This is a genomic window from Pseudactinotalea sp. HY160 (genome assembly GCF_009372055.1).
GTDB lineage: Bacteria > Actinomycetota > Actinomycetes > Actinomycetales > Beutenbergiaceae > HY158.
Genome location: NZ_WHMT01000019.1, coordinates 37869 through 53441 on the forward strand (window position 1 = coordinate 37869; position 15573 = coordinate 53441).

At 66.3% G+C, this 15573-nt stretch carries 15 protein-coding genes; 3 read left to right on the top strand and 12 right to left on the bottom strand.

What is annotated here, in order from left to right; all coding sequences use genetic code 11:
- Nucleotides 1–52: 52 nt before the first annotated feature.
- Complete coding sequence (locus GCG21_RS13720) at nt 53–274, bottom strand: hypothetical protein (RefSeq protein WP_152910249.1); 222 nt, start codon at nt 272–274, stop codon at nt 53–55.
- Entirely contained in the window at nt 271–1533 is a 1263-nt protein-coding gene (locus GCG21_RS13725) for an RNA-guided endonuclease TnpB family protein (protein ID WP_152910250.1), read from the bottom strand. Before GCG21_RS13725 ends, GCG21_RS13720 begins: the two co-directional genes overlap by 4 nt.
- Nucleotides 1534–1556: 23 nt before the next feature.
- On the opposite strand from GCG21_RS13725, the gene tnpA reads away from it, so the two are divergent.
- Complete coding sequence (gene tnpA, locus GCG21_RS13730) at nt 1557–1973, top strand: IS200/IS605 family transposase (protein ID WP_152910251.1); 417 nt, start codon at nt 1557–1559, stop codon at nt 1971–1973.
- 49 nt (nt 1974–2022) lie between these two features.
- Here tnpA and GCG21_RS13735 read toward each other — a convergent pair whose 3' ends face one another.
- The 9 genes from GCG21_RS13735 to GCG21_RS13775 form a co-directional block, all read right to left on the bottom strand.
- Nucleotides 2023–2829 carry a hypothetical protein gene (locus GCG21_RS13735; RefSeq protein ID WP_152910252.1) on the bottom strand — a complete coding sequence of 269 codons (807 nt, stop codon included), beginning with the start codon at nt 2827–2829 and terminating at the stop codon, nt 2023–2025.
- Nucleotides 2830–2917: 88 nt separating this feature from the next.
- A complete protein-coding gene (locus tag GCG21_RS13740) occupies nt 2918–3862 on the bottom strand; it encodes a hypothetical protein (RefSeq protein WP_152910253.1) in 945 nt (314 codons plus the stop codon).
- 24 nt (nt 3863–3886) lie between these two features.
- Nucleotides 3887–4969 (bottom strand): DNA methyltransferase, encoded by a 1083-nt coding sequence (locus GCG21_RS13745; protein WP_152910254.1) that lies wholly within the window; start codon nt 4967–4969, stop codon nt 3887–3889.
- A gap of 143 nt (nt 4970–5112) precedes the next feature.
- Nucleotides 5113–5778, bottom strand: coding sequence for a hypothetical protein (locus GCG21_RS13750; RefSeq protein WP_194165108.1), 666 nt, complete (start codon nt 5776–5778; stop codon nt 5113–5115).
- A 90-nt stretch (nt 5779–5868) separates the two neighbouring features.
- Nucleotides 5869–9225 carry a hypothetical protein gene (locus GCG21_RS13755; RefSeq protein WP_152910256.1) on the bottom strand — a complete coding sequence of 1119 codons (3357 nt, stop codon included), beginning with the start codon at nt 9223–9225 and terminating at the stop codon, nt 5869–5871.
- Nucleotides 9222–9872, bottom strand: a complete 651-nt coding sequence (locus GCG21_RS13760; protein ID WP_152910257.1) for a hypothetical protein — start codon at nt 9870–9872, stop codon at nt 9222–9224. Before GCG21_RS13760 ends, GCG21_RS13755 begins: the two co-directional genes overlap by 4 nt.
- A 129-nt stretch (nt 9873–10001) precedes the next feature.
- Complete coding sequence (locus tag GCG21_RS13765; protein WP_152910258.1) at nt 10002–10295, bottom strand: hypothetical protein; 294 nt, start codon at nt 10293–10295, stop codon at nt 10002–10004.
- Between the two features lie 146 nt (nt 10296–10441).
- Nucleotides 10442–10801: a DUF2493 domain-containing protein gene (locus GCG21_RS13770; protein WP_152910259.1), complete on the bottom strand. Its 360-nt coding sequence runs from the start codon at nt 10799–10801 to the stop codon at nt 10442–10444.
- A complete protein-coding gene (locus GCG21_RS13775) occupies nt 10798–12561 on the bottom strand; it encodes an FtsK/SpoIIIE domain-containing protein (protein ID WP_152910260.1) in 1764 nt (587 codons plus the stop codon). Before GCG21_RS13775 ends, GCG21_RS13770 begins: the two co-directional genes overlap by 4 nt.
- A gap of 453 nt (nt 12562–13014) precedes the next feature.
- Here GCG21_RS13775 and GCG21_RS16375 point away from each other — a divergent pair, with 453 nt between their 5' ends.
- A complete protein-coding gene (locus GCG21_RS16375) occupies nt 13015–13179 on the top strand; it encodes a hypothetical protein (protein WP_194165109.1) in 165 nt (54 codons plus the stop codon).
- On the opposite strand, the gene GCG21_RS13780 is transcribed toward GCG21_RS16375, so the two are convergent.
- On the bottom strand, nt 13176–13676 hold the full coding sequence (locus GCG21_RS13780; protein WP_152910261.1) for an IS3 family transposase: 501 nt from the start codon (nt 13674–13676) through the stop codon (nt 13176–13178). The two genes, GCG21_RS16375 and GCG21_RS13780, sit on opposite strands and share 4 nt — an antisense overlap.
- A 210-nt stretch (nt 13677–13886) precedes the next feature.
- On the opposite strand from GCG21_RS13780, the gene istA reads away from it, so the two are divergent.
- Complete coding sequence (gene istA / locus GCG21_RS13785) at nt 13887–15431, top strand: IS21 family transposase (protein WP_227993847.1); 1545 nt, start codon at nt 13887–13889, stop codon at nt 15429–15431.
- The last annotated feature ends 142 nt before the right edge of the window (nt 15432–15573 follow it).

The window sequence follows — 15573 nt, forward strand, 5'->3', positions numbered from 1 at the left end:
TGTGTGCGGGACCGCGTGCCCACCACCGTTTGGGCCACCACCGTTGGGCCTGCTACTCGAAGTGGAGCATCCCGTCCTCGCCCGAGATCAGGTCCAGCTCGCCGTAGGACTGGGCCGCCCGCGTGAGTTCATTGTCGTCCTCACCCAGTCCCCGGGCCCAGGAGCCGGCACCGTGGTGGTTGCGGGTCAGCCAGAAGTTCCGGCCGATCTGGGAATCGGTGTATTGACTTCCTCCCCCACCTGAAGGTGGGGGATTCCTACGCCCGGCGGTCATGCGACTGCTCGGGTTCGGGGGGTTCCTGCTTCATCCCCGACAGCGCACGCGAGCGTGCGTCTGACATCAGGTCCACAGGCGTTTATTGTCTCCGCCAGTCCGGCGGCGACGAGGATGTTCACGGCGGCGTTGTAGTCCCGGTCCAGTCGGGTGCCGCATACCGCGCAGGTCCAGACTCGCACGCCCAGGGGTTTGGGTCCGTCCAGGGTCGCGCACACCGAGCAGGTTTGGCTGGTGTGCGCCGGGTTCACGGGCGTGTAGGTGCGTCCGTGTTCTGTTGCCTTGTCTTCGAGGATGCGAAGGAAGGCTCCCCACCCGGCATCGGCCACGGACTTGCGTAGGCCGGAGCCCCGCCTGCCTTTGGCTCCTGCTCGGGATAGGCCCACTACGTTGAGTGCTTCGACTGCGACCGTTTGGTTCTCGCGGATCAGTCGGGCGGCTAGTTGGTGGTGGAAGTCTGTGCGGGCCTCGCGGACCTTGCGGTGCTGGCGGGCCACCTTGATCCGGGCACGGTCGCGGTTGTTGCTGCCGCGGGTCTTGCGCGATAGTGCCCGCTGGGCGCGAGTGAGTTTGCGTTCACGTGCGCGCAGGTGCCGAGGGTTGGCGATCTTCTCGCGGGTCCCATTGGAGTAGGCGATGGCGGCGTAGTCACTCAGGCCCAGGTCCAGGGAGGCAGCCCGGCCGGGGTTGGCGGGGCTGGTAGGTGCGGGTTCGGTATCGACGACGAATGAGACCCGGTAGGTGTTGTCGGCCTCCTTGATGACCGTCACCGATGACGGATCCGAGGGGAGGTCGCGGGACAGGGCGAACCTGACCCATCCGACCTTGGGGATGCGCACGTGTGCGACACCGTGGGTTGTGCCGCGGACGGTGAATCCGCAGTTACGGGTGAATCGCGCCTTCTGGGTCCGGTCGTGGCGAGATTTGAATCGCGGCTTGCCCATTCGGGGGCCCTTACGTTTGCCTGCCAGGGAGTTGAACCAGTTGCGGTAGGCACGGTCGGCGTCTCTGGCTGACTGCTGCAGAGGGGTGTTGGACACTTCGGACAGCCACGCCCGCTCGGGGGTCTGCTTCGCCAGCGTCGTCACCAGTTTCGCGGTCTCGCCGAACCCGACGCTCTGGTGTAGCCCTTCCCGGTGGAGCCGGTCCCGTTCAGCGAGGAAGTCATTGAAGACCACGCGGGCACACCCGAATGTTCGGGCCAGCATCTGCCGCTGCCCGGCCGTGGGATAGGCCCGATAGGTATAGCGCTTCTTCATTGTCCACCAGTATAGTTGGTGTCATGGCCGAAAATCCAGATATCCGGCGCGGCAGGCATGCAGTTTGGGACTGTCACGCACATTTGGTGTTTGTAACCAAGTACCGGCGCGGGGCACTCACCCCAGGCATCCTGGACGACTGCGAACACACGATGCGGAAAGTGTGTACGGACTTCGGATGCGAGCTGCGCGAGTTCAACGGTGAACAAGACCATGTCCACCTACTCATCGGGTTCCCCGCCACAGCCCAACTCTCCCGACTGGTCAACTCTCTCAAAGGGGTCAGCTCCCGCCTCCTACGCAGGGATCATGCCCAGCACCTGAATCAGTACCTTTGGGGCGGACACCTGTGGTCACGCTCCTACTACTGCGGTACCGCTGGGGGCGCGCCGCTGTCAGTCATCGCCGAATACGTCCGCAACCAACAGAGGCCGTCCTAGACGCCGCTCACCTCCACCGTGAACGGTGGAGCACGCCGCAGCCGACGACCTAAAGGTCGATAGTCGCCCGGTTGCGCGTCAGGAAGTCCGAGATGTCCCGGTCCATCCGGCGGGCCGATCCGGGGGCGATATCGTCGGCGTCCCAGTCGGTCTTACCCGAGCGGACGGCCATGGCGTCGAACTCGGTCCACAGGGCCGCCTCGGCGTAGGCCACAGACGTGTTGTGCACACGCTCCTCGTGGGCGGTGATGTGGCGGGCCAGGTGGTCCCACATGTTGCGGGTGCCGAACGTGCCATGGTCCTGCTCGTTGAACAGGGCCGCTGCCTTCGTGCGCTCATGGATCGCCTCGGTCAGGCCATCGGCCGGGGTACTCGCGGGCACGTCCACGTCGAACCGGGCCACCATGTGATCAATACCTTCAGTGTCGCCCTCGAAGTCGTCCATACCGTACTCGTCCGACAGCCACGCCTCCACGACGTCGGACCGCTCATCGAGCCACTGACGGGACCACTCCTCGTTGGCGGCGATGTTGCGCGGGACCGCCTGCTGCAGCATCTCGTACCCGCCCCAGATGGTGACCGTGCTGGAGGTGTGCACCGTGCTTGGGTCATCGTCAGAGGGGCTGGCCTGCACCGACTCCAGGACCGGATCACCGTGGTCAACCCGCTCCAGCCAGAGCCCGTCACCGGGTGAGATCCCATCGAGCTCCTCAGCGAGCGTCGGCCCAGCCGCAGGCTCGTTCAGGGCGATACCGGGGGAGGGGCGCTGCCCTTCCGCGAACTGGCCGCCGGTGGGTTGGCCGGCGGGCTGCCGGGCAGGGGACTGGCGGTTGCTGGGCGTGTCGTGGCTGCTCATGCCCTACAGGTGTGCGGGGTCGGCTACCGGTTGGCCTGCGCCCTGACCGGATCGACAGCATGGGGACAGGTGCTTGCCCCGCTTCGGTTCAGGGGAGCAGATCGGCTACTTCCTTTAGCGTGGCCAGGATCTCTGCCGCCGTGCCGTCTGCCAGTTTGCGATCCTGCTTCTTGATCCGCCGCTGCAGCTTCTCCATGATGCTCTCGGGAGTGGCCGATCCCCTATGCAGCTGAAGGAAGGAGACCCAGGCATCAGTCCTGATCCCAAGCACTGGCACCGCCATCGTTTGCTTGATGAACGAGTCCATGAGGGGCCGGGAACGCGGAAGTCGACCGAAGTTACCGCCGCTATCTTCTGCCGCGACGGCGTTCACCCGGTTCGCCTTCTCGGGATATGGCCTGGCACCCTCAGGGTAGGAGATCGAGGTGTCGGTACCCTTGCTGTCGCGCACGTTCTGCCACCAGTAGTCGCGCCACTCAGCCGCGTAGCGGGCGGACTCGATCCAAGGTTCGACCACCTGCGGTAAACCGGAAATCGCGCTGCTCAGGTACCAGGGCACCACGCAAATCAGATCGTGGGGTGCGCAAGCCTCAGGGGAGGGCACATACCTCCCTGATGGAACGCCCTCCTTGGCGAGCATCCACCAGCCTTTAAGCTCAATACCGAGCGCGATGTCTTCAGCGCCGTCGAGATGGTGCCGGACGAGCCTCACGTCGGGGAACGCCTGGTTTGAGCGCTCAAAGCGGTACTCGCTCCACTGGTTCTCCTTGTCCCAGATGTGGCGCAGCCCATTGAGTGTCCTGATCACTTCGAGCTCGATGCCCGCACCCAAGAAGGTGTTCAGGCTGAACAGGTCGGTAGCGTTGACGCCGCTGACGGGGTGCGGGAACTCAAACTCGCCGGGGAGGGCCATGAGCGCGCTTCTGACAGCTGTATTGAGGGCAGTCAGCTTATCGTCAGGGGCTAGTACAGGGCGCTGGGGGCCGTGCTCGACCTGCTCTGCAGATGCAACGGCGTCGTCTTCCTTGGGCATGGGATCACCATAGCGACCATCTGCCTAGCCGACCATTTGGGAGGAGTCGCCCCCGCGGGCGTCGGAAACGGCGTTCGTAAGCCGCTCCTCAGCCAGGTCTGCGAAATACGGATCGATCTCAGCCAGGTAGGGGACGCGCCCCTGGTCAACGGCGGCGACGGATCCAGTGCCCAGGCCGCCGAAGGGCTCCCAGACGACGTCACCGACGCCCGTCGTCGCGGCCACGAGCCGCTCCATGAACTCCAGCGGCTTCTGGTTGAGATGGGTGCTTGAAGCCTTGGTCGGCTTGTAGGTGCGCGGTGCAGATCGTCGCATCGATCCGCGAAGCCGCTCGCTGTCATGCAGGGGTGGGCGGGTCCACACGTTCGTCACCCCGTGCACGTGGTTCCAGCGATAGCGCATAGCGTCCCACTGACTGGCCGTAACGGAACTGGAACCATCGAGCGAGAAGTACGGCCGACCGGACTCCAAGCCGTGCTCATTGCAGTACGCCGCCATCGCTTCGACCGCAGCCCCGGGTGGCCAGTACCAGAGCCAGTCAGCGGTCAGGTACTTGCGCGTAGCTGCGTTCTTGACCCCACACGCGGCATTGGCCAGGTACATCGGCAGCCCGGAGCGACGCCACTCGTGCCGAAGCCAGTCTTGGGCGGTGCGCGTCTCACCTTCGACAACCGCCTCGAAGCGGCGCTGGTAGAGGGCACATACCTCGGTCACTACCGGGAATCGACGGATCGTCCTGCTGTTGACGTTGCCCGCGATGTGCGAAATGCCCTTGTCCCAGGTGATGGACTGAATGTAATCCCAGCCTTGCCGGTCCAGTTCGGCGTGCACAGTCGCCCACCCGACTTCGGTGCCCCAGAACCAGAGCGCCGTAGCCGGCGTCGACGCCCGTGTCCACGCCTCGATGTGTGGCATGTACCAGTCGACGAGTCCCCCGGCATCCGTGGTGTCGCCATGAAACCCGCGCACGCCGTAGGCACCGTCGCTGATGATGGTGGCCGGTGTTGGCCAGGTCTCATAGGCATCGAGAACGTTCCCGCGGTGCAGGTGGAACTCAGGGGGAGCGATGGCAGCCGGTTCCGGGACTGCGTGAAGACTCGGGTCCAATGTGTCTCTTTCCTGCCAGCCTGCGCCTGCGCATCTCAACGATAGGGTCCCGCGGGTACACGCTGTTGCAGGCGCACCGAAGGGTGAGGGTGTTCACGACACTAGGTGTGCGGCCTTGACCCTCTCGTGCCACCCTGGCCCCGTCACGGGTTCGAGTAGTTGGGGCGCAGGACACCCCGGATGTGCCAGGTGCGGTAGGTCCGGTACGCGCCGTCAGCGGTTGTGACCCCGCCCTGCCAGGGCATCTCGTGTTTGGCGACGGCCTCGGCCTCGTCGTATGACAGGTACCGGTTGGCGTCCTCGATCATGTGGTGGACCCGCACGACGTCACGGATCTCGAAGACGGGCATGTGCGGCCATTCGGATTCGAGCCGCTTCTCGTTCTCGGCCCTGAACGCGAACCCGGACTCCTCCCACTTCCGACCGGCGGCCGCCATTGCGTCGGTGCCCCGGATCTTCGGGCCGCTGTACTTCGGGCTATCGGGCCGCGGGTTCTCTTCCAGCCACTCGTCCGAGAGCCGGTTGAGCTCAGAGGTGATCGCGGTGTCACGGGCCTGCTCATACGCCCTATGAACCTCGACGAGCACCTGATCGGGGATGGGCACGCTCTCCCAGAACGCAATGTGCTGGGACGCCGAGCGCGGACGCGGCGGGTAGGTGAAGGTCCCCTCGGCGTTGTACTCCGCATCGCTGAGCTCATGCAGCGCCACATCTGCCCCCGGTCGGTCTTGGGCGGCGAACTGCCCGCCGGTAGGTTGCCCGCCGGGCTCACGCCGCTGGTTGCTCGATCCGGTCATCGTAGCCGTCACCTTGATCCTCCTGACTCAGTCTTGAACAGTGATCGTCCGCGTCTCACCACGTGATCACCGCTGCACCTGCCTGCGGCCCCGCCCCGCGCCTCACCCATTCGCCTGCTCCCGCTGCTTGCCTGTGGGCTGTTCGCCTACGGGCTGCTCGGGTCGGGGTGCCGGCTGCGGGGCGGCGGACCCACCCTGCGGGCCGGTGGGGCCATCCGGCACGTCACCGGTGGGGATCGGCGTGACGTTGGCTGCCGTCGAACGAGTGGACGCCCGCGTGGATGGCTGGGAGCCCTCGGCACCGGCTGCGGGGGTCTCCTGCGCCGGGGCCTGTCGGTCCGGCTCGTTGGAGCTGCCGCCGTCTGCAGCCGTTGCACCGCCACCGCTCTCGCCTCCGCCACCTGTTCCGGGCGTGCCGGGTGCCTGGTCGTTCTCCGCCTTCTCGGCGGCCTCCTTGCGGGCCAGTGCCGCCAGCGCCAGTCCTGTGCGTTCTTCGTTGCGGACGGCGCTGGCACCGTGCACCTTCCCCGCGACCTTGACGGCCCCGTATCCGGCGGCAGCGAACGGCAGGAGTGGCCCGAGGGCGGCGGCACCGAGACCGATGCCGGCAACCTTGGCGCTCCTCTTCGCAAGCCCGCCCAGGGGTGCCTTGACGGGGTGGGCCTTGAACGCCGCGGCCATGCGCTTGGCCTTGTCCGTGCCGACGTCCTTCATTGCCCCGGCCAGGTGGCCTGCGCTCATGCGCGCCTTCTCACCGTTCGAGGCGTGACGCCAGTTCGCCGGGCCAGTGGCCAGACGGCGGGCCTTCATCGCGGAGCGGATGGAGGTGCCGTTCTGTGAGATGAACTCTTCGGACTGCTTCTTCTCCTTGGCCTGGTCGGCGTAGTACGCCTTCAGGGCGGCCTTCTTCTCGGCCTTCGACGCATCGGACCCGATGCCGAGCTCGGCCAGGATCGCCTCTTCACCTGCGGAACGGCGGTCAGCGGCGGCCTGACGCTGCTCGAGGGTGAGCTTCGCACCCTTGCCGCCGGCGTGCTTCGAGTCAGTGCCGGTTTCGGTCCCACCGGCCTCAGCTGCGGCAGTACCAGTAGTGCTGGTCTCGGACGATCCCTCGGGGCCTGCGGTCTTCGACTTGGTGAACGCATGACGGTCTGCGCCGCCGCCCTTGCGGGCGAGGGGCTCCATCCCGGCACGACCACCAGCACGACCCATCCGGCCACCCGTGGCCTTATGCAGAGCCGCATCCCCGACACTGCTCATCGCCCGGGCCGCCGTGCGCCTGGCAGCCCCACCCATCGTGCGGCGCATCATCCCACCGGCAGTCAGACCGCCCACAGCCCCACCGACGGCCCCGCCGATGGCACCGGAAGACTTCAGCCACGACCCGGCCCCCTTCAGCGAGAGCGGGTTCGGCATCTTCAGCACGTTCTTGAACAGGTAGGAGATGCACAGGACCGCCGCCAGCGGGGCGATCCCGGTCCAGAACATCGCCGGGACCGAACCGGGTGCGAAGGCGTGGTCACCGACACCGATGTTGACCATGATCGAGGTGAGCGCGCCCACGACCGAGAACAGCAGCACCGACCCGGCCGTCAACAGCAGCACCCCGAGCGCCTTCCCGGCGAATGCGGACAGGATCCGGTTCCCGTGCTCCCCAGGCAGCAGCGCGAGCATGAGAGCCACGAGCATCGTCAGAATCAGCAGCAGGCTCATCGCCTTGACCGCGATCACCAGGAACGACAGGCCGCCGAAGACGATCAGGGTCACTGCGGCGGAGACGACGAACCCGGCAGCGGCAGTCGTGGACGAGCCGGCCTTGTTGGAATGCATGGACAGCAGGAAGTCCTGAGCAGCCGGATCCTCCGCCGTCGCAGCAGCGATAGCGCCCTTGTCCGGCTCCCAGTTGAATGCGGTCTTGTTGCTCTCGAAGTACCCGTTCGGGGCACCGGTGATGTTGCGCTTCAACCAGGACGACTCACCCGGGTCCGCGGGCAGGGTCCACCAGCCGGCGCACGCCTCATCCGAGTTCGGGTCCACCTTGTCCGGGTCGTCGGTCAACAGCCCCGTCGCACCGGAGCGGAACTTCCAGCCCTCCCCAGAGGGGGTGCACAACGCCCAACCGACCAGGGACACGTCCCGGGTGGCGTCGTTGGTGGCCGCGAATGCGATCGAGTTCGCCACGGGCGCGGGTGCCTTCGAGGTGTTCCAGGACGTCTTGCCGCCCCAGTTGAAACTGGACCCGCTGCCGGGGAAGCTGTGGTTGCCCTGCAAGTACTGGGCCATGACGCCCACACGGGTCTGAGCCCACTGGCCCCCGTCCCCACTCGACCCGCCGACCGGGACACCGTTCAGTTCGTCCAGCAGGCGGCAGTACACGTTGTCGCCGTGGACGTTGTTACCGAACTGACCCGTCTTCCAGGCCGCCAGACCCGTCGCCTCCCACATGCTGTTCAAGATGCGGGGCATCGCCGCCTCCGAGGCACCCCCGTACACGTACTGGAACTGGGAGTTCAGCCCGCGCAGATACTCCTTGCACGAGAACGGGTCAGCCGTGAGCTCACCGCCCACCTCATCCCCGGTCGCCACCTCCAACGTCGCCGGGAAACCCGCAACCGCGTTGACCGTCTCATTCGCCTTCGCCAGCAGCCAGCCCGGCGAGCCCTTCCCGAAGGAGGAGTCGGTGGAAGACATCGCGCCGTTGACCATGACCACGAGCAGTCCCGCAATCAGCACCTTCGGCAGGATCAGCCGCAGCGGAGACGGGCCACCACGGCGCATCGAACGCACCACCGGGACCACAATCGTCACGAGGAACAGGCCCACGAACAACGCCGAAGCACCCTTACCCTTGCGCGTGAGTGAGTCACCCATCTTCCCGGCCGCCTGGTCGATGGCGTGCCCAGCCATATCGAGGGGACAGAACTTGACCGCCCACATCGACATGCCACTGGTCGCCGACCACAGCATGTTCCCCATCGAGATGTTCTGACCGGCGAGCACGTCACGCTGAGTACGTCCGATGAAATCCAGGGTAGTCAGCCCGCCCGTGCGGGAATGGAAGGACATGTTGCTCGACCAGCGGCTGATCGGCAGGAGGTTGTTGCGCTTGACCCAGTCCAACTGGGAATCCGAGGAGCCACAGATCGGGGTCGGCTCCTGGGCATCGGCCGCGCCCCCAGCCATCGGAACCAGACCAGCAACAGCAGGGCCAACAGCAGCAGGGCCAACCGATACGCCCGCAGGGGAGCTCATCACGCCTGCAGTCGAAGCAGCGGCACCAGCAGTGGCAGCCGTCGCGGGAACGGTACCCAGGCCGGTCAGAGCAACGAGAAGCGCCAGAACGGCCAGCAGCCGAGCTCGCAGGACCCTCACGCCACTGGGCCCCGAACCACTGAGACTCGAACCGGGGGTACGGGCATTCAGCAACTGAGTCGGCTCTTCGATGAGGTGGGCACTCACTGAGGGTCTCCTTCGATGAGGTCGCCGATGGACAACCCACTGGGTGCCGGCTCATTGGGCCCGGGCTCGTTGGACACGGGCTCGTTGGACGCTTCCCGGCCGGGTGATGGCCGGCTGGGGGAGGACCGGCGGAATGCCGTCTTCGTGTTGGGCCGGTGCGGGACGTGAGACCGGTGCCCCTGCGACTGACGACCCTGCGACTGGTGGCTCTGCGACTGGTGGCTCTGGGATTGGTGGCTCTGGGATTGGCCGGTGATCACATCGACCGATTCGGCGTCGAGAGAGCCCCGACCCACCGGCATCGTCGCGGCCATGACCTGGTAGTCGTCGTAGCTGCCCGGGTCGATGACCACCCCGCACTGGATGAACTTGCCGGCGAGAGTGCGCTTACGGTCGAGGATGGTCTGCCAGGTCCGGGTGTGCAGGCCCGTCTTCGAGCGTCGCTGGACGAGGTAGAACCAGGCGCACATGACCACCGCGGCGACGAAGACCGCGTACACGCCGACGATGAACGCGAAGATCCCGGCCACCAGCATCGAGGGGATGAGCCCGAGCATGAACACGGTGAAGTGCTGCTTGCGGACCTCGAAGGAGCCGACGATCATCTCCCGGTCATCGCTACGCCGGCGACCGGTGATCTTGGTCAACGTGAATAGGTGCGGTGCCTGCACTGTCTCTCGGGCAAACGCGGTCTCGCTACTCACTGGGCTCACCCCCTCTCTCGGTTCCTGTCACAACGGGCTGGCTGGGCTAGAACTTGGCGCTGGCTGGCTGGGTCAGAAGGACGACACGAGGCCGATGACGACGTTGATGATGAACTCCGCCAGCTTCAGGAAGAGCGGGATCACCACTTCGGGTCCGGCGAACAGTGCGCCGATGATGAGGGGGACAGCGAGGTTGCCCGCGCCACCCATCGCACCGCCCCGCCGTCGCTGCCAGAAGTGGCTCACGAGGCTGAAGACGATGATGGCCACGCCGATGACGGCCAGCACCTTCGACAGCCCACTGAAGCTGTCACTGACGCCACCCCAGAGGGTGTTCCAGCCCGAGACGAGGTCGACCTTGTTCACGTTGATGCTCCTTGATTGGTGGTTGCTACCCAGCCCCATGCGTAGACGGGCAGCGCTACGTCACCTGTGTGTGCGGGATGGCCGAGCACCTGAAGGCCAGGGCCTGAATGCATCCCGGTAAAGGCTGAGGGCTTTGCTGCACGGGTTCAGCCCTCGAACACGAACGCCGGGATCCCCGCCGCCCGGGCCAACCGGATGCATCCACGTGTCCCTGCCGAGCGGCCGAGCGGGAAACCGATGCACAGCGCTGCACCGAGGCCGACCATGCGGGCGTTGCGGATCGGGCCGGCGCAGCGGCCATACCGGTCCCAGTCAGCCGGATGTGTCTCTACCGGCAGTTCGAGTCTGCGCCAGTAGTCATCTGCGATCCGGTCCGCACCCGCTGGGCAGTTCCCGTGCACGAGCATCACTTCGACTCCGGCGGCTGACCGGCGAATATCGTCCAGGACGGTTTGGACCAGGTCGTGGTCGGTCCATTCCCGTGAGCCCGTGAGCAGGACCCTCATGCCGGCCCCTCGCCCCGGCCACGAGACTGCTGGGTTGCCTGTTGCTGGCCTGCCTGCTTCTGGGCCTTGGCGGCTATGGCTGCATCGACTCGCAGTTGGTGGGCTGCGGCGGCTGCACCCTTCAGCTTCGGGGCGGGGGCGTCCCTGCCGCCGGCCTCGCCCCAACCACCACCGGAGTCCAGCCGGGACGCTGGCCGTGAATCGTCACTGCCGTCGTCATCGAGAGACGGGGTGTACTTGGCGATCTGGCCCGGGGTGGGGGCCGGCTGGTTGGTGGTGGGCACGCCGAGCTTTCGGAGCCGGTCCTGGTAGTCCTTCGTCGTGGCGAAGAACGACTTGTACACCGCCGGAGTCTCACCTTCCAGGTCGGCCACCCCGACGCCTCGGGCCGCCGCACCGCCGGAGCGGACGTTCTCGGGGACGACAGGCACCGCGGACTCGTCACTGAACGCCTGGGCGCGGGCCGTCTTGGACGGGTTCACGCCCTGAAGGATCTTGTGCCCGATCTTCGCCTTCAGCGACGGCGGGATGCCGGTGTTGTTGTTGGTGACCTGGGTGGACAGCACCATCCGCATCCCCACGAACCGCTGTTCGGCGATGATCTTGGAGATGAGGGAGGCGAGCTTGATCTTCAACAGGTTCGTCTCCACCGCCTCACGCACGAGCGGGTGGTCCTTCGGGATCCCGGAGGGGACCTTCTCCGTCACGAGCAGGGCCGAGACCTCATCGACGACGATGAAGATCGGGGTGAACTGTTCCCCCGGGGGCATGTCCAGCCAGTTCACGTACCCGCTGGCCGCGAGCACTTCGGCGCGGCGCTGCCCCTCCTCATAGACCATCGCCAGGGTCGTGACCGCCCCTTCGAGGGAGTCACACCCCCACCCGCCGGCGCGCACGAAGTCCTGCGCCCACAGGAAGTCCACCCGCTTGGAGAAGTCGTCGACGATGACGAGCTCGTTGCCGTGGGAGAGGGCATCGGAGATGAGCGCGTTCAGGCATACCGACTTACCGGAACCGGGCATGCCCGCAAGCAGGGAGAACGCCTGGGCCGTCCAGTCGATACTGATCAGGTCGCCCTTCTTCTCGCCGGGCGCTGGCAGCTTCATCCCGAACGCCGTGTGGTCCCGTGACCCCTTCCCGAGGCGGGACATCGGGGTGGGGATCGCGGCCGGGAACGTGGGCGGGTCGGACGGGGTGATTCGGGCGGTCAGGTTCGCCGGGTCCGGGGTGACGAACCAGCCGGGGCGGCCGATGACGTGCTCAGCGACCTCGGTGAGCTTGTCGTCATGCTTGGAGGGCACGTAGGAGTTCGGGAGCTCGACCAGGAAGCCGCCGTCGCCGGTGGCCGAGACCTGCACGTCCCACGCTTTGACGCCGAGGGCGACCCGGAGGGCCTCGCGGGCACGGATGACCTTCGGTTCGAGACGGGCCATGGTGGCCTGACCCAGGTACGGGTCGAACCGGGTGAGCTTGAAGCCTGGGTGGGCATCCTCGAACTTGGCGGCGATCCGGTCCCCGTCACTCGGCTTCGTCCCCCGCCCCAGTCCGAGCACCATCTCATCGGACCGTCCGCCGGTGGTGACCTCGGTGACCTGGGCGAACCGGGAGGCGGTGAGGGTGTGGGCGGAGGAGTCGATCGCATCGACTTCCCATCCTTCCCCGTGCTTGGCGGCGATCTTGGACAGCACAGCCGGGGTGTGCTTGCGCGGGTCGAACGCTGGGGGGAGCTTGACGGTGACGCGCTCGATCTTGCTGGCCATGGTGCGCCGGTCCTCCTGGGGCTCTGGGGTGAACGTGTTCACCTGGCCCCATGCGTAGACGCCGGCGGATCCGCGACGGGGGAGTGGGTTGCATCTGGGTGGCAAATCCCCTGCTGGGTGGCAGCCGGGTGGCATCTGCCGGCGCTCAACGGGACCGACCGATGGCCCAGAAACCGCACCAATGCAATAATCTGGGACACCGAAGGACGCCTACAAACACGTGGTCGATTGACTGGGGGTCAAGGGGTCGTGGGTTCAAATCCCGCCAGCCCGACCATGTGAAAGAGGCAGAGAATGCCCGCAATGACGCGGTTTACGGACACTGGGGCACTGTCCACCCCGGACCCCCTCAGCACCCCGCCAGGCCCCCTGGACGCCAACTTGGACGCCATCGTTGGCGGCCCGAGCACACGCCATCGGACACTCTCGGAAAATCCCGCACACATGACGTGCATGGATCAGAACCAGCCCACGGGCCAGCGCATCCGAGACATCCTGACCGAGCTCGGTGAGGCGATCACCGACCTGACCGCCAGAGAGGAGGAACCCGTACGCATCAACCCGAGGCTGCTCACAGTCGAGGTGGAGTGTTCCCGCTTTAGTAGACAGGAGAATTAGGCTGCCAATTCGTTGATGTTCCTATATCCTAGTTCATATTCTGTGGGTGTCAAGTATCCGAGAGTCGAGTGCCGACGGATGGTGTTGTAGTAGTTCGTGATCCAGTCGATGGTCGCTTTGCGGAGTCGTGTCATGTTCGGCCAGGGGCGGGTGTGGATGAGTTCCTTCTTGTAGGTCGCGAAGAATGATTCCGAGACTGCGTTGTCGTAGCAAACACCGGTCCTGCCCAGGGAGCGGCGGATATTGTGGTCTTCGCAGTATTTGGCGAAGGTGGTGGAGGTGTATTGCGTTCCGCGGTCACTGTGGAATATGACACCGGCGGGTGGCTTCCGGGTCTTGAGTGCCATGTCGAGGGCGTCGGTGACCAGGTCGGTGCGCATGTGGTCCTCGATCGCCCAGCCGACCAGGGCGCGTGAGTGCAGGTCGATGACGGTGGCCAGGTAGGCCCACCCTTCCCACGTCTTGACGTAGGTGTTATGTGCTGCTGGACATAACACCTATTCGGCTCAGTTGCCGATTATGTGCAGCTCGGCGTTCTGAGCACCCCCGGTCGCCTTGTGGTGTGGGCGTTTGAGTGTGCCAGTCTGAAGTGGCCCCAGTTGGAGCGGGTTTGATGCTCTGATTTGGCCCCACTCTCGACCTACCAGTCCTACCGTCCGTGATGTCGGCCAAGACGTTCACGGGAGAGGTAGAGGCGATTGAAGGAGTTGTCGAGAGTGGAGCAGTTCGAACGTATCCGACGAGACCGGAGGGATGAAGACATGTCGATCCGGGCGCTTGCCGAGAAGTACAAGGTCCACCGTCGTACGGTGCGTCAGGCGCTGGCTGATGCCACGCCGCCGGCGCGTAAGGTCCCGGTGCGCACGGCGCCGGTGCTGGGCGGGCATGTGGAGACGGTGCGCGGCTGGCTGGTCGCGGACAAGGACGTTCACCGTAAGCAGCGTCATACCGCGCGTCGGGTGTGGCAGCGGCTGGTCGAGGAGGAGGGGGTGGTGGTGGCCGAGTCGAGCGTGCGTGGGCTGGTCGCCGAGCTCCGCCGGGAGATCTTCGATCAGTCGTTGCAGGTCACGGTGCCCCAGACGCACGGCCCGGCTGAGGAGGCCGAGGTCGACTTCGGCGAGTTCCAGGCGGTGATCGGCGGGGTGGTGATGAAGCTGTGGATGTTCGTGCTGCGGCTGTCCCACTCGGGTAAGGCCGTCCATATCGCCTACGCGAACCAGGCCCAGGAGTCGTTCCTGGACGGTCATGTCCAGGCGTTCGAGCGTTTGGGCGGGGTCCCGGTGGGGATGATCCGCTACGACAACCTGAAACCGGCGGTCATCCGGGTGGCGTTGGGCCGTGAACGGGTGGAGAACCCGCGGTTCATCGCGCTGCGCTCGACCTACGGGTTCGACTCGTTCTTCTGCGCGCCGGGTATCGATGGGGCACATGAGAAGGGCGGGGTCGAGGGCGAGGTCGGCCGGTTCCGCCGCCGTCACCTGGTCCCGCTGCCCGAGTTCGCTGATATCGCCGCCCTGAACGCCTTTATGGCGGCCGCGGACGGGAAGGACGACGCGCGGCGGATCACCGGCCGGGTCGAGACCGTCGGGGCCGCGGCCGCCCGCGAGTTGCCCGGGTTGCGGGCCTTGCCCGCCGAGGCGTTCGACCCGGCAGCGGCACTGTCGTGCCGAGTCGATGCGAAGGCGCGGATCTGTGTGCGTCAGTGCTACTACTCCGTCCCAGCCCGTTTCGCCGGGCGCCGGGTACAGGTCAAGCTCGGGGCCACGAGCGTGGTCGCGATCAGTGACGGGGTCGTGGTGGCACGCCACGTCAGGTCGATCCACAAGAACAGTGAGGACTTGCTCCTGGACCACTACCTGGAGGTCCTCGCGCGTAAGCCCGGGGCACTGGCCGGGTCCACCGCGCTGGTCACGGCCCGGGCCAGGGGCCTGTTCACCGCCTCCCATCAACGATTCTGGGACGCGGCCCGCAGGGATCTGGGCGATAAGGACGGCACCCGGGCGCTGATCGGGGTGCTGCTGCTGCACCGCACCCAGGCCGCCGCGGGCCTACTGACCGCGATGGATGCCGCGGTGGCGATGGGACGCTACGAGGCCGACCTCGTCGCCGTCGAGGCCCGCCGACAGTCCCAGGGCAGTGCCCCGGCGCCGCTGATCCTGCCCGCGGGCGCGCCCCCGGCAGCACGGGCCGACCAGCGTCCGGTCCCCTCACTGGAGGCCTACGACACGCTCCTGACAGGAGTTGGAGCATGAACGCACCCACCCCGGCGACCCCGGCGGTCGCGTCGTTGACCGAGTCCGCGGCCCAGGCAGCGATCACCGCGGCCTGCAAGACGCTGTTCCTGCCCACGATCCGCGCCCAGGCCGGTGAACTGGCCCAGGCCGCCGCGAGGGA

Excerpts from the sequence above, each read along its gene's own strand:
- tnpA (WP_152910251.1), top strand. The coding sequence starts at position 1,557 with ATGGCCGAAAATCCAGATATCCGGCGCGGCAGGCATGCAGTTTGGGAC.
- GCG21_RS13740 (WP_152910253.1), bottom strand. The coding sequence starts at position 3,862 with ATGCCCAAGGAAGACGACGCCGTTGCATCTGCAGAGCAGGTCGAGCAC.
- GCG21_RS13775 (WP_152910260.1), bottom strand. The coding sequence starts at position 12,561 with ATGGCCAGCAAGATCGAGCGCGTCACCGTCAAGCTCCCCCCAGCGTTC.
- GCG21_RS13735 (WP_152910252.1), bottom strand. The coding sequence starts at position 2,829 with ATGAGCAGCCACGACACGCCCAGCAACCGCCAGTCCCCTGCCCGGCAG.
- GCG21_RS13720 (WP_152910249.1), bottom strand. The coding sequence starts at position 274 with ATGACCGCCGGGCGTAGGAATCCCCCACCTTCAGGTGGGGGAGGAAGT.
- GCG21_RS16375 (WP_194165109.1), top strand. The coding sequence starts at position 13,015 with ATGGATCAGAACCAGCCCACGGGCCAGCGCATCCGAGACATCCTGACC.
- GCG21_RS13725 (WP_152910250.1), bottom strand. The coding sequence starts at position 1,533 with ATGAAGAAGCGCTATACCTATCGGGCCTATCCCACGGCCGGGCAGCGG.
- GCG21_RS13770 (WP_152910259.1), bottom strand. The coding sequence starts at position 10,801 with ATGAGGGTCCTGCTCACGGGCTCACGGGAATGGACCGACCACGACCTG.